Source organism: Mediterraneibacter sp. HA8405 (assembly GCF_056148955.1).
In genome coordinates, this window is the sequence record NZ_CM148758.1 from 2,940,152 (window position 1) to 2,954,285 (window position 14,134).

General features: G+C 50.6%; 14 protein-coding genes. All 14 read right to left on the bottom strand.

The annotated features are described in order from the left end of the window. Positions 1-10: 10 nt before the first annotated feature. The 14 genes from AC0QUU_RS13795 to AC0QUU_RS13860 all read right to left on the bottom strand — a co-directional run bounded on the left by AC0QUU_RS13795 (position 11) and on the right by AC0QUU_RS13860 (position 14,123). Positions 11-2,206, bottom strand: coding sequence for a PTS sugar transporter subunit IIABC (locus tag AC0QUU_RS13795; protein ID WP_474543462.1), 2,196 nt, complete (start codon positions 2,204-2,206; stop codon positions 11-13). 444 nt (positions 2,207-2,650) lie between these two features. Continuing rightward, complete coding sequence (locus AC0QUU_RS13800) at positions 2,651-3,079, bottom strand: GNAT family N-acetyltransferase (protein ID WP_474543463.1); 429 nt, start codon at positions 3,077-3,079, stop codon at positions 2,651-2,653. Positions 3,080-3,105: 26 nt separating this feature from the next. Beyond that, a complete protein-coding gene (locus AC0QUU_RS13805; protein ID WP_474543464.1) occupies positions 3,106-3,867 on the bottom strand; it encodes an SseB family protein in 762 nt (253 codons plus the stop codon). A 43-nt stretch (positions 3,868-3,910) separates the two neighbouring features. After that, positions 3,911-4,294, bottom strand: coding sequence for a diacylglycerol kinase family protein (locus AC0QUU_RS13810; protein WP_474543465.1), 384 nt, complete (start codon positions 4,292-4,294; stop codon positions 3,911-3,913). Positions 4,295-4,493: 199 nt separating this feature from the next. Then, the gene (trpA, locus tag AC0QUU_RS13815) at positions 4,494-5,267 is read right to left on the bottom strand and encodes a tryptophan synthase subunit alpha (RefSeq protein ID WP_474543466.1); all 774 of its coding nucleotides are present in this window, start codon (positions 5,265-5,267) and stop codon (positions 4,494-4,496) included. After that, entirely contained in the window at positions 5,260-6,444 is a 1,185-nt protein-coding gene (gene trpB / locus AC0QUU_RS13820) for a tryptophan synthase subunit beta (protein WP_474543467.1), read from the bottom strand. The genes trpA and trpB overlap by 8 nt, the downstream gene beginning before the upstream one ends. Further along, complete coding sequence (locus AC0QUU_RS13825; RefSeq protein ID WP_474543468.1) at positions 6,441-7,085, bottom strand: phosphoribosylanthranilate isomerase; 645 nt, start codon at positions 7,083-7,085, stop codon at positions 6,441-6,443. Before AC0QUU_RS13825 ends, trpB begins: the two co-directional genes overlap by 4 nt. Then, the gene (trpC, locus tag AC0QUU_RS13830; RefSeq protein ID WP_474543469.1) at positions 7,078-7,875 is read right to left on the bottom strand and encodes an indole-3-glycerol phosphate synthase TrpC; all 798 of its coding nucleotides are present in this window, start codon (positions 7,873-7,875) and stop codon (positions 7,078-7,080) included. The genes AC0QUU_RS13825 and trpC overlap by 8 nt, the downstream gene beginning before the upstream one ends. Further along, positions 7,872-8,882: an anthranilate phosphoribosyltransferase gene (trpD, locus tag AC0QUU_RS13835; protein WP_474545592.1), complete on the bottom strand. Its 1,011-nt coding sequence runs from the start codon at positions 8,880-8,882 to the stop codon at positions 7,872-7,874. Before trpD ends, trpC begins: the two co-directional genes overlap by 4 nt. A 68-nt stretch (positions 8,883-8,950) precedes the next feature. Then, positions 8,951-9,562 (bottom strand): anthranilate synthase component II, encoded by a 612-nt coding sequence (locus AC0QUU_RS13840; RefSeq protein ID WP_474543470.1) that lies wholly within the window; start codon positions 9,560-9,562, stop codon positions 8,951-8,953. Further along, a complete protein-coding gene (gene trpE / locus AC0QUU_RS13845; protein WP_474543471.1) occupies positions 9,559-11,061 on the bottom strand; it encodes an anthranilate synthase component I in 1,503 nt (500 codons plus the stop codon). Before trpE ends, AC0QUU_RS13840 begins: the two co-directional genes overlap by 4 nt. A gap of 537 nt (positions 11,062-11,598) precedes the next feature. Then, the gene (locus AC0QUU_RS13850) at positions 11,599-13,185 is read right to left on the bottom strand and encodes an ABC1 kinase family protein (protein WP_474543472.1); all 1,587 of its coding nucleotides are present in this window, start codon (positions 13,183-13,185) and stop codon (positions 11,599-11,601) included. After that, on the bottom strand, positions 13,175-13,495 hold the full coding sequence (locus AC0QUU_RS13855) for a hypothetical protein (protein ID WP_474543473.1): 321 nt from the start codon (positions 13,493-13,495) through the stop codon (positions 13,175-13,177). The genes AC0QUU_RS13850 and AC0QUU_RS13855 overlap by 11 nt, the downstream gene beginning before the upstream one ends. 76 nt (positions 13,496-13,571) lie before the next feature. Beyond that, a complete protein-coding gene (locus AC0QUU_RS13860; protein ID WP_474543474.1) occupies positions 13,572-14,123 on the bottom strand; it encodes an inorganic diphosphatase in 552 nt (183 codons plus the stop codon). Positions 14,124-14,134 lie beyond the last annotated feature (11 nt).

Sequence of the window (14,134 nt, forward strand, 5' to 3'; positions counted from 1 at the left end):
TCCGATTGAGTTAATTAAAGGATACAATCTCCGCCGTTTCATCCAGTCCGGCAACCCTGCCCGGCTTTGTGAGACGGACTTCTTCACCCTCCTGAAGACTTGTAAATACAATAATGCACTCGTCGGATTTTGCATGCTCTCTTATATATTTTATATCAAAGCCAATCAGTTTGTCACCCTTTTTTACACGGTCTCCGTCTTTTACAAATGTCTCAAATCCTTCTCCGTTCAGATTTACTGTATCCACGCCGATATGCAGAAGATACTCTGTGCCGTCATCGCTTCTCAGCCCGACCGCGTGTTTTGACGGGAACACAAAAGATACTTCCGCGTCCTCCGGCGCATATGCCATACCCTCTTCCGGTCTTATAATATACCCGTCCCCCATCATCTTTCCGGCAAACGCCTCATCAGATGCCTCTGTAATAGGAGCGGCCTCTCCAGTAAAAGGAGAGCAGAGCACCTTTTTCACAGTTCCGGAAGACGCTTCGGATGAATTTTCTGCCCCGGAACTTTCTGCACTGCCTGTGTCCGCTGTGTTTTCTTCTTTCTGCTCCGCCGGAATATATTCTTCATCCGGAGCTTTTTCAAGATAATCCTCCAGATTAGATTTGATTACTGCCACAACGGGGCCGTATATAATCTGAATCCCCTGGCCTTTACGGATAATTCCGGATGGAGATGTGGCTTTAAGCAGATTTTCATTTACCAGCTCTGGTTTATGCACCGTACAGCGCAGCCGGGTGGCGCAGCAGTCTACATCTGAAATATTTTTCTTACCTCCAAGTCCGCGGGTAATCAAAATACTTTTTTCATCTCCATCTTCTGTTCCTTTTCCCTTTGCGGAAGCATCTGAGCCCTGTTTTGCCTGGTAGTCTGCTTTTGTAAACAGTTTTGTCTCCTCACTGTCATCCTCCCGTCCCGGTGTCTTCAGGTTCATTTTTGTAATCATAAAACGGAATACAAAATAGTAAAGAGCAAAATACACAACACCGACTACTATGATCCAGATCCAGTGAGTCTTCTCATTTCCCTGCAGGATGCCAAAAAGAGTCATGTCGATAATTCCTCCGGAAAATGTCATGCCCACGCCTACATTTAGAATATGCATCAGCATATAGGAAAGGCCTGCCAGCACGCAGTGGACCGCATACATAAGCGGAGCTACAAACAGGAAAGTAAACTCCAGCGGCTCTGTAATTCCTGTGAGCATGGATGTAAGCGCTGCCGAGAGAAGCAGACCGCCTACGATCTTTTTCTTTTCCGGTTTTGCACATTTGTACATGGCAAGCGCCGCTCCCGGAAGTCCGAAAATCATAAACGGGAACTTTCCTGCCATAAATCTGGTGGCCTCAACTGAAAATGCCGTCGTATTCGGGGAAGCCAGCTGCGCGAAGAAAATATTCTGAGCTCCCTGAATCAGAGTGCCGTCTACAAGCATTTCTCCGCCTACTCCTGTCTGCCAGAAAGGCATATAAAATACGTGATGAAGCCCGAATGGTATCAGCGCTCTTTCGATAATTCCGTAAATCCATGTGCCTGCGTATCCCGATGCAAGAACCACGCCGCCCAGCGCGTAGATGCCTTCCTGAACAACCGGCCACACAAAATACATGAGAATTCCCACTCCTACATATACAACTGTGGAAATGATGGGCACAAATCTTGAACCTCCGAAAAAGGACAGCGTGCTGGGGAGCTGGATTTTATAAAACCTGTTGTGCAGCGCCGCGACGCCCAGTCCTACGATAATACCGCCGAATACTCCCATCTGAAGCGACTGGATGCCACAGACCGTAGAAACCGTACCGTCCAGCATGTGTTCCGCCAGGGTGCCGTCTGCCAAAATATCTCCATTGAGCACCAGCATGGCATTAATACAGACATGCATGACAAAGAATGAAATCATTGCAGCCAGAGCTGCGACCTCCTTTTCTTTCTTTGCCATTCCAATGGCAACTCCTACTGCAAAAATCAGGGGAAGATTATCAAATATTACACTTCCCGCCTTGCTCATAATTGTGAGAAGTCCGTTCAGAATCGTTCCTTCTCCCAGAATGTTCTGCAGTCCGTAAGTCTCAATCATGGCCGCATTGGTAAAGGAACTTCCGATTCCCAGCAGCAGTCCCGCTACGGGAAGAATTGCGATGGGAAGCATGAAACTTCGGCCGACTCTCTGCAATACTCCGAAAATCTTGTCTTTCATTGTTTTTCCTCCTTCTTGTTCTCAGGAACTTTTTTCCCCGCGAATACATCGACGGCTGCGCACCTCGATTCCGCTTCGCTCCATCTCGGTCGCGGGCTCCCGCTTCCCTGACGGACGCCGTGCTGCGCACCTCGATTCCGCTTCGCTCCATCTCGGTCGCGGGCTCCCGCCTTATACCTTCCTGGAAACGCCTGCCGGAAAGCGCGCTTTCCGCAGTCATTTTCAGGAAGGTGCACGGCTTGGTGCTTTCGCGCAAAAAAATAGCATAAACTGATCCTTTGGTTCCCGGGCGGGAATGAAGGATAGTTTATGCCTGCCTTACAGTAACACACTACCTGATGTATTCGCTTTTTCTTGTCTAAGTATATACGGAAAAACGCACAGCCGTCAACCCAGAATTTTAAACTAATTTCAGGGATGAAAACTGTGCAGTTTTGACAGATATTATTCGTACTGATCCAGTATTTTCATTGCCAGATCTCCATCACCGCTGATAGAGAACCCGGTCTTCTCATAAAAGCCGGCCATAAGCCTCTGATACTGTTCCGGGCCTTCATACCCCAAAGGAGCAAGTCTGTACCCTACCGGCGCTTTAATAAAAGTTACATTCTTCTTTGCAAGCTGATCGGTAATCTCATTAAGACATACACTTCCGTAGCCTTTCCCTCTGAGAGAGAAATCCGTGACGTAGAATTCCAGAATTTCCGCCTTTGTCCTGCTTTCAAGTATATACTGCAGATGAAACACCTGCGTATCCTGTTCAAATACATCTACATTTTCTCCGCTGTATATAAACTGAAGAATATGAGCACTTTTATCCGATAAAATCACTGCCCGGAAATAATCTTTTCTTATGTATAATGGGATTGACATTTCTGCGCCTCCTCCCTGTGCGGCCGCTACTGTTCTGTCGGTTTCTTTGCCCTGGCTACTCTGAGCTGGACATTTGCTCCCACAGGATTGATGACCACTCCTTTAGCCTCAGGGAAAAGAACCTGGGGGATCTTCTCCGCCGGGACCGCCGTCACTTTCATTTTTTTCCCCTTTGCAAATTTATTGAGTTCCAGTATGTCTGTAAAAATGGGCAGGAACATACTTCCGTCTTTCTGTTTAAGCACCGGAAGCTGCCCGTTCTCTTCCATCGCAAGGATATATGTTCCTTTCTGATAATGAGCCAGAAGCTCTTCCTGCATCTCTTTCAATTCATCTGTCATTTCCGGAGACGGCATTCTTCTCAACTCCTGCATAAAATACAGTGCGGTCAGATGAAGTTCCGGGTTCTCCAGAAGCTTTTTCCCGTCTTCCGTCTGATTCTTTCTGACAACAAGATCCGGCAGCTGGATATTAATCGCTGTATCTGTGCCTGCGTTCACTGCCAGACAGTTTACACCCATTGTATACAGGCTGGTATAAAATCCCAGAAGAACGTTTTCGCTCAGCTTGGCTACTCCTGTCTTATATTTTCTGTCGTCCAGCTCTTTCGCCTTGTTCTTCGCATCTTCCAGCCTGTAGTACAGAAACACCTCATCATCGTAAGTCTCTTCGTCGCAGAAAACAAAAGGCATTTTTGTTGCAGCAGACATAATAACATATAACTCCCCCGGATGGCGGAGCGCAGCCAGCGTCTCCTGTTTTGTAACTGTTGTCTGGTTTTCTTTCATGTTCGTTCTGTCCCTTTCTGATTAAACATTTCTTTTCTGATGGTCAGAATATTTTTTCTGCCAGTTCAAATACATAAGGAAGGAAAATAATACAGCCGATAAACACAGAAATAACCGCCGCAAACAATACCGCTCCTGCTGCCGTATCTTTCGCTTTTTTGGCCAGCGGTTTCTTCTCTTCCGTCACCAGATCAACAACAGCTTCCACTGCTGTATTAACCAGTTCCAAACCGGCCACCAGAGCAAAAAGCAGAAGACAGATGCACCACTCCACGGCTGTAATCTGAAAAAGCGTCCCCGCCGCAGTCACCAGGATAATTGCCACACAATGAATTTTCATATTCCGTTCCTGCCGGATCCCGGTAAGAATACCTTCAAAAGCATATCCGAAACTCTTTGTCAGCGGATTTTTTCTTTCCTTCTTCATAATTATTTACTCCTGTAAATCCATTTCACGGGATCTGGATTCCAACCACATCCCCGGGGACTATTATATCACAATATCCTGCTCAGCAAAAGAAAATTCACACAACTCCGGGAAAAGGGGACGGACCCCTTTGCAAAAGGGTCCGTCCCCTTTTTCGCAAGTTGTGTGAATTTTCTGATAGTTTTCATCGAGCTGATTTTTACTTTCTGACTGCCTCTGCCATTTTTTCTGTATATTCCGCCACATATGGCACGCCTTCTCTTTTGTGCTGAGCGCAGAGTTTTACAATGGCGCTTCCTACGATTACTCCGTCGGAGAAGCGGCTCATCTGTTCTGCCTGTTCCGGCGTGGATATGCCGAAGCCGACTGCGCAGGGGATATCTTTTTCTTCTTTTACAAGCCGGACCATTTCTTTTACATCAGAGGAAATGGTCTCTCTTGTGCCGGTAACGCCCAGAGAGGATACGCAGTAGACAAACCCGGAAGCCGACCGCGCGATCATGCGGATGCGCTCATGGGATGTGGGGGCGATCAGGGAGATCAGATCCAGCCCTGCCTTTTTGCAGGGAACGTCAAATTCTTCTTTTTCCTCAAAGGGAACGTCCGGAAGGATCAGTCCGTCCAGCCCGGCCTGTGCCGCGCGTCTGGTAAAACGCTCTGTGCCGTAGGAAAACACCACATTCGCATAGGTCATAAAGACGAGGGGAATCCGGGATTTTTTCCGGATTCGTTCCACCATCTCAAAAATCCGGTCAGTCGTCACGCCGCCGGAAAGTGCCCGGATGTTTGCCGCCTGGATCACCGGTCCCTCTGCCGTAGGATCCGAAAAGGGGATCCCCAGTTCGATGATCGAAGCGCCGGCCTGCTCCATTGCGTACACCAGCTGTTCTGTCGTCTCCAGATCCGGATCCCCGCAGGTGATAAACGGGATAAATGCTTTTTCTTTCTGAAATGCCTCCTGTATTCTACTCATAGATATCCTCCCCTCTGTATCTTGCAATTGCGGCACAGTCTTTGTCACCTCTGCCGGAAATATTGATAATCATAATCTGATCTTTTCCCATTTTCGGCGCCAGCTCTCTGGCGTATGCCACAGCATGGGCGCTTTCAATAGCGGGAATGATTCCTTCGGTGCGCGCCAGATATTCAAAAGCGTCTACCGCCTGATCGTCTGTCACTGCCACATATTCTGCCCGGCCCCTGTCGTACAGATCCGCATGTTCCGGGCCCACGCCCGGATAATCCAGGCCTGCCGAGATAGAGTACACCGGCGCGATCTGCCCGTACTCATCCTGGCAGAAATAAGACTTCATGCCGTGGAAAATTCCCGGTTTTCCAGTGGCAATGGTGGCTGCCGTCTCCGCTGTATCGATTCCCCGGCCCGCCGCCTCGCATCCGATCAACCGCACGCCTTCGTCCTGAATAAAATGATAGAATGCGCCGATGGCATTGGAGCCGCCGCCCACGCACGCCAGCACCGCGTCCGGCAGTCTGCCTTCCTTTTCCAGAATCTGCGCTTTCATCTCTTTTGATATTACAGCCTGAAAATCACGGACAATCATGGGGAACGGATGAGGTCCCATGCAGGAACCCAGCACATAGTGGGTATCCGATATTCTCCTGGTCCACTCCCGCATAGTCTCGGAAACCGAGTCCTTCAGGGTGGCTGTACCTATGGAGACCGGGTGCACCTTTGCTCCCAGAAGCCGCATCCGGTATACATTCAGCGCCTGACGCCGGGTGTCCTCCTCGCCCATAAATACTTCGCACTCCATACCCATGAAAGCCGCCGCCGTAGCCGTTGCCACGCCGTGCTGTCCTGCTCCGGTTTCCGCGATCACCCTGGTCTTTCCCATCTTCTTTGCCAGGAGGATCTGCCCCAGCACATTATTGATCTTATGAGCCCCGGTGTGATTTAAGTCCTCCCGCTTCAGATAGATCTTTGCACCGCCCAGATCTTCCGTCATCCGGGCCGCATAGTACAGCCGGGAAGGTCTTCCCGCATATTCATTGAGAAGCTGGTTCAGCTCCCGGTTGAACGCTTCATCTTCCCGGTAGTAAAGATACGCTTCCTCCAGTTCATTTACCGCATTCATCAGCGTCTCCGGTATATACTGCCCGCCGTGAACGCCATATCTTCCTTTTTTCATATTCTTCTGCTCCTTACTGCAGCTACTGCTGCCAATATTCTCTCTCTGTCTTTTTTTCCATCCGTTTCCACTGAACTGCTCAGGTCCACCGCCCAGGGCCGGCATCTCCGCACCACCTCCGGTATGTTATCGCAGCTGAGCCCTCCTGCCAGAAAATAAGGTTTTGAAGGGTCGTGTTTGAAAAGCCACCGTTCCAGGATTTCCCAGTCAAACGGTTTTCCCGTTCCGCCTTTCCCCTGATCCAGAAGGATCCAGTCCGCGCTTCCTGAGAAAGCCCGGTCAAGATCCCTCTCCTCTGATACGGAAAAGGCCTGAATCAGCGGCCGGTCCGTCATTTCCCTGAGTTTCCGGATATATTCCTCATCCTCCCCGCCGTGAAGCTGGGCCGCATCAATGAGCCCCTCCTCCAGAAGCTTCGCCACCAGCCGGGGATCTGCATTGACAAAAACGCCCACAGGGGTGATCCCCTCCCGCAGTCCTCTCCGCAGCCTGCGCAGCTGTTCTTCTGTTACATTTCTCCGGCTTTTCGGAACCCCAATCACAAACCCGCAGTAATCCGGCCGGGCCTCGTTCACATAACAGATATCCTCCGCCCGGCTCAGACCGCAGATTTTTATTTTTGTTTCTGCTCTCTCAGTCATGCCCCAGCTCCCTCCTGAGGCCGCGCAGGGCAGCTTTTCTGTCCGGGCTGCGCATCAGCATCTCTCCGATCAGAACAGCGTCCGTGCCGTTTTCATACAATACCTTCAGATCTTCCGGTCCCCGGATGCCGCTCTCGGATACAAATACTTTACCGCCGCCCACCAGGCCGCGCAGCTTCGCGCTGTTCCCGATATCTACGGTAAAGTCTTTCAGATTCCGGTTATTTACTCCAATGATCCGGGCACCGGCTTTCGCGGCCTGCTCAATCTCCTCCGGGCCGTGGGCTTCCACCAGAGCCGACAGGCCCAGCTCTTCTGCCAGACTTATATATGCCCCCAGCTCTTTTTCATCAAGAACGGAACAGATCAGAAGTACCGCGGACGCTCCCATGGCTCTGGCCTGGTATATCATGTATTCATCACAGGTAAAATCTTTCCGCAGCACAGGAATGGATACCTGAGCCGCAATCTCCTCCAGATACCGGTCCTGTCCCTGGAACCAGAAGGGTTCTGTCAGGCAGGAGATGGCGGAAGCTCCGCCGGCTTCATAGTCCCCGGCAATCTCCAGATAAGGGAAGTCTTCGGCAATCACCCCTTTTGATGGGGACGCCTTTTTCACCTCACAGATAAAGGACAGTCCGGGCGCCCGCAGCGCCGCCTCAAAATCCGGAACATCTGCCTGTTTCTGTTTTTCCTCTGCCTGCCTGCGTACTTCGCTCAGCGGCAGATGCTGTTTTTCTTCCGCAATCCGTTCCTTCGTCCGCAGGGTAATCGTCTCCAATATATTCATTTTCTGCTCTCCTCAATAAACTGCTCCAGTTTTCCGGCTGCCGCTCCTTCGTCAATGAGACGTTCCGCCATCCGGACGCCTTCTTCCATTGTCGCTGCTTTTCCCGCAATATAAATGGCTGCTCCGGCATTGAGACACACAGCGCAGCGCTTTGCGCCCCGGTCCTCTCCTGAAAGGATTTTCCGTGTTATTTCCGCATTTTCCTCCGGTGTGCCCCCTGTCAGTTCTTCTTTCGTGCATCGGGTGTAGTCGAACTGCTCCGGTGTAATCTCATAGGACTGAAACCATCCGTCCCGGATCTCGCAGACAGAAGTAGGCGCGCTCATGGATATCTCATCCAGCTTATCCTGTCCGTGCACAACCATGCCCCGTACAACTCCCAGTTTTGCCATAACCTGGGCCAGCGGCTCCACCAGTTCCTCCTCGTAAACTCCCATCAGCTCCATATTGGCTCCTGCCGGATTGGATAAGGGACCCAGAATATTAAATACCGTCCGGATTCCCAGCTCCTTCCGGATGGGCGCTACATATTTCATCGCGATATGATAGTTCTGGGCAAACAGAAAGCAGATCTGAATTTTCTTTAACAGCTGTGCGCTGCGCTCCGGCGGAAGATCGATCTTAACGCCCAGAGCCTCCAGCACGTCTGCCGCTCCGGATCTGGATGAGGCAGCCCGGTTGCCGTGTTTTGCCACCGGAACTCCCGCCGCGGCGATCACCATGGAAGCCGTAGTGGATATATTAAAGGAATTGGCGCCGTCTCCTCCGGTTCCCACGATCTCCAGCACATCCATATTGTGGAGAAGCTTGATGCAGTGGGCACGCATCCCCGCCGCCGAAGCGGTAATCTCGTCAATGGTTTCTCCTTTCAGGGAAAGAGCGGTCAGATATGCCGACATCTGCACATCCGTGGCTTTTCCCTCCATAATTTCATTCATTACCTGCTCTGCCTCATCATAGGACAGATCCTGTTTCTGTGAAAGTCTGATAATTGCCTCTTTGATCATCATTCATACCTCCTGTTGGTTTTCATATATTCTGTCATCTGCTGTATGTAAAAGATTTTATTCTGTAACTACCGTTCCTCTTCCTGTTTCTTTCTTCCGCCCGCTCTGTCCTTTCCTGCTTCCAGCAGGTTCCGGATCATACGGAAGCTTTCCGGCGTCATTACCGATTCCGGATGGAACTGTACGCCCCAGATGGGATATTCTCTGTGTTCCAGCGCCATCACTTCCCCGCTGTCTGTCCTTGCCGTAACCCGAAGCTCCTCCGGCAGAGAAGATTCCCTGACTGCCAGCGAATGATACCGGGCCACCTGGATGGGCCTCTCAATCCCGCGGAACAAAATGGAATCCTCTGTGTCTGTCAGGAACGACGTCTTCCCGTGCATCAGCTGTTCCGCATAAGTCACCTCACCTCCGAATGCGGCGGCGATTGCCTGATGTCCCAGACACACGCCGAAAATCGGGATCTTTCCCTTCAGATTCTGCACAAGGGAGATGCAGATCCCCGCGTCCTCCGGCCTGCCCGGCCCGGGCGAGAGTACGATCAGGTCAGGATTCATCTCTGAAATCTCCCGCAAAGTAATCCGGTCATTCCTGACAATCCGCACATCCGGATCAGTCTGGGCCATGAACTGGTACAGGTTATACACAAAACTATCGTAATTATCAATCAATAGTATCATTCCAGTCCTCCTTCCGCCAGTTCAAGAGCTCTGCGCACCGCGCCCGCCTTATTCCGGCACTCTTCGTATTCCCTCTCCGGCACGCTGTCCGCCACAATGCCTGCCCCGGACTGTACGCACACAACTCCGTTCTTTTTATATGCCAGACGGATGGAGATGCAGGTATCCATATTTCCTCCGAAATCCAGATACCCCACAGCTCCTCCGTAAATTCCCCGCTTGCGTTTTTCCAGCTGAGAGATAATTTCACAGGCCCGGATTTTCGGCGCTCCGGAAAGCGTCCCTGCCGGAAGGATTGCATTGATCGCGTCCACTGCGTCCATCTCAGGCTTCAGTTCTCCTGAAACCGTGGAACCGATATGCATGACATGAGAGAACCGTTCAATCTCCATATACTTTTCCACATGGACGGTTCCCGGGGTACTGATCCTTCCCAGATCATTTCTTCCCAGGTCTACCAGCATATTATGCTCCGCCAGTTCTTTTTCATCAGCCAGAAGTTCCTTCTCAAGGCCCAGATCTTCTTCCTTGGTCTTTCCCCTGGGCCGGGTTCCAGCCAGCGGAAAGGTGTATATTTTCCCGGTTTCCAGCTTTGCCAGAGTCTCCGGGGAAGCCCCTGCCACTTCAATATCATCACTGGAAAAATAAAACATATATGGGGACGGATTGGCTGTACGGAGCACCCGGTAAGTATCAAACAGGCTTCCTCTGGCTCTGGCGGTCATTGGATTGGACAGTACGACCTGGAAAATATCCCCTTCCCGGACATACTCCTTTGCCTTCTCCACCATTGCGCCGTATGCTTCCTGATCCGCCCCGAATGAGAACTCTTCTTCCAGAGAAAGGGGCGGGAACACCGCTTTGGCTCTGCTGCGGATCAGCTTCTCCATCTCCGTAAGCTCCGTCTCCGCAGATTTCAGATTTTCTTCCAGATCTCCTTCCAGACTGACTCCCGCAATCAGGATCAGTTTCTGCCGGTAGTTGTCAAATACAATCACCCGGTCAAAAAGCATCAGATCCACATCCCGGAATTCTTTCTGTTCATTCTGCTCCAGCGCCGGCTTCAGAGACGGCTCCTGATATTTCATATAGTCATAAGAAAAATACCCTACCAGTCCGCCGGTAAAGGAAGGCATCCCTTCGATCACCGGGCTTTTATAACGGGCGAGAATTTCCCGGATCACCTGCCCGGGATCTTCTGTATCAAATTCCCGTATTGTCTTTTCTTCGTCCTCTTTGCCTTCTGCAATCGTCATATGGCCGTCTGTGCATGTAATCTCCATGACCGGCGCATAGCCGAGAAATGAATATCTGCCCCACTGCTGCCGGTCCTCCGCGCTTTCCAGCAGATAGCAGTGCCTGCTGGCCGCCCGCAGGGTGCGCATTACTTCAATCGGAGTAAATGCGTCCGCATAGATCTCCCGGCTGACAGGCACTCTTCTGTAGACTCCTGTCCCGGCATATGACTGCAGCATATCCAGCATCTTATCCCTGTCCATGTTGTGTTCCTCCTTTTCTGACTGCGGCTGTAAAACAGATGATCCTGCAAAGAGTCCGATCCGCAGAAGCCGGAAAACTTTTCCGTAAAATTTTCTGACAAAATAAAAAATCCCTGACAGAATATAACTATTCTGTCAAGGACGGTAATCTAAAATTATTTCCGCGGTGCCACCTTGATTCACGGTCTGCCCGTGCACTTTGCGAGATACCAGCATATCCCCGGCAACTGACGTATGCCCTCACGTCACAGAGTACTCGGATAAAAAATCCTTTGACTGTGCCCTCCGCGGTCCATTTGGCAGACTGCATCTCGACCCGGCTCTCACCTTCCCGGACTCTCTGTGCGCGCATGACTGCTTTGATCTCCGCTTCAACGGTTTAATGCGCTGTTCTGTTTTATGGATGGGATTTTATCACTTCACTTTTCTGATGTCAAGCAGTTTTACAGGACGGATACAGTTTTTTCACAAATTTCCGTCCTGCCTCCGGTTCTCCGCTCTTTTGTCCGCACGGTGCCCGTTCCGGCATCCGCAGGTTTATTTCCGCGAAATCATATGTTTTATAAACACATACAGTACTATTACAAAAGCAAGAAGATATCCAAACGCGCCAAGCGCCGGAATGCCCAGCACTTTCGGCGTCATGTCCGTAGTACAGATGATACTGGAGCTGATCAGCAGAGCCATGACCCACAGACCCATGACAATATTGCGCACCAGCCTTCTCAGCAGCTGCGCCAGATCGTCGGTAACCTGGAGATCCAGGTTTACTTTGGCCTGCCCCTTCAGATAGCCGTGCATCATATCCGATACAAGGGACGGAATATCCAGCGCCTTCCGGAAGGACTTCGCAATGCTCTTTCCGCTGCTTTTGAGTTCCTTCTTCAGATCAAAATTCCGGAAAAACTCTCCCGACACATGGGCTGTGGCGATCTCCACCATATTAATATCCGGCGCGATATCCGCCAGCACTCCCTCCATGTGGGTAAGTCCCCGGGCAAGCATGGTCAGACCGTGAGGCATCTTGATTTTATTGTTCTTCATAACCTCCATCAGGTCTGTCATCACTTCCGCTACATTGATCTGACCCATCTGTACATTGCCGTACTTCATCAGAAGTCCGTCGATATCCTCATAAAGCTTCCTCTGATCCGGCCGGGTCTTGAACTCACCCAGCGCCATTACGGCCTGCTGTATGAGCCCCACATCGCTGAGAGCCACGCCCTGCACGGCTTTCCCGATCATTTCCCGGTCATGCTCTGTCAGGCGGCCCATCATTCCCATATCGATCCAGATAATCTTCCCGTCCCGGATCTTCACGTTGCCGGAATGAGGATCTGCATGGAAAAACCCATCGTCCATAACCTGCTTAATATAGTTGTCTACCAGCTTGCTTCCGATCTCCTTCAGATCATAGCCCTGAGCCAGCAGCGCCTCCTTGTCGTCAATCCCGCAGCCGTCGATATATTCCATTACAAGTACATGGACGGTGGTGTACTGCTGGTACAGAACCGGAGTCCCCACAAAAGCCACATCCTTATTCCTTCGGGCAAACTCCTCCATATTGGATGCCTCTGTCAGAAAGTTCATCTCGTCTCTAGTGACAGACCACATCTCGTCCAGAACAAGATCCAGATCTGCCATTCCCTTGATACTGACCGGCGGAAGAAGTTTTACTGCTTTATGAAGAAGGGCAATATCCCGGGCCATCTTTTCATAAATGCCCTTTCTCTGAACTTTTACCACAACCTTCTCCCCGGTTCTCAGAACCGCTGCGTGCACCTGGGCAATGGAAGCAGAGCCCTGCGGCTTCTCTTCAATGGACGAAAACACTCTCTTCCATGAGCGGCCGTAGGACTCTTCAATTACATCCAGCACTTCCTGAAACGGCATAGGCGTCACTTCCGACCGAAGCCGCATCAGCTCATCGCAGTACCGCTTTGGAAGGATATCCGAATGCATGGACATAATCTGCCCCAGCTTAATAAAGGTTGGGCCCAGATCTTCCAGAATCAGCCTCAGCTTTTCCGGCGTGACGCCTTTTGTAATATTATGTCTGCGGAGTACAGCAGTAATCTCCCGCAGTCTTGAATTGTATTCTATCGGTTCGATACTACTGCTCATCTGCCTTGTCTTCTGCTTCCTTTTTCTGAATCTGCTCCTTTAATGCGGCAAGCTGTTCCGGAGTCATCTTATCCAGCAGATCGGAAAGGTCCTCAGCCGCAGTCTCTTTTTTGCCGGCACCGGTTTTCTCCTTCACAGTCTTTTTAATATTGTGCTTCAGCTCCTCATTGAGCACCTTGCCCTGTTCAACAGTAAGCTCGCCTTTTTCCACCATCTCATCCAGCAGATCTTTTGATTTCTCTGCTGTCACCGCAACTGCTCCGATCCCTGCAAGCAGAAGTTTTTTTACATTTTCACCAAAGCTGTCCATAAGTCATGTCTCCCTTCTGTATGTATCCGCATGCGCTGCAAGTACATGCTGTATCTCTGTCGTTCAGACCGAAGCCTTACTGCTCCCTGGCCTGTCCGCCTCCGAATTTCTGTTTATACCGGTCAATGCACTCCTCGATTACTTCTACGGCGCCAAGGGCATTGTCGAACTCATTTACCGCTGTTTTCTTGCCCTCCAGATCCTTGTATACGGAGAAGAAATGTTTTATTTCATCAAAAATATGCTTGGGCAGCTCCGAGATATCTGTATACATCTCATATGTAGGATCTGCCCAGGGAATCGCGATAATCTTTTCATCCCCCGCGCCTCCGTCTGTCATCCGCATCACTCCGATGGGATAGCAGCGGACAAGGGTCAGAGGTTCAAGAGGCTCGGAACACATAACCAGCACGTCAAGCGGATCTCCGTCATCCCCCAGCGTACGCGGTATGAAACCATAATTCATAGGATAATGGGTTGACGTATAGAGAACCCGGTCCAGTATAATCAGCCCGGTTTCCTTATCCAGCTCATACTTTTTTTTGCTTCCCTTGGATATCTCAATTACTGCAATAAAATCCGTAGGAAAAATGCGCTCTTCACTGATATCATGCCATATGCTTCCCATATTTATCCCCC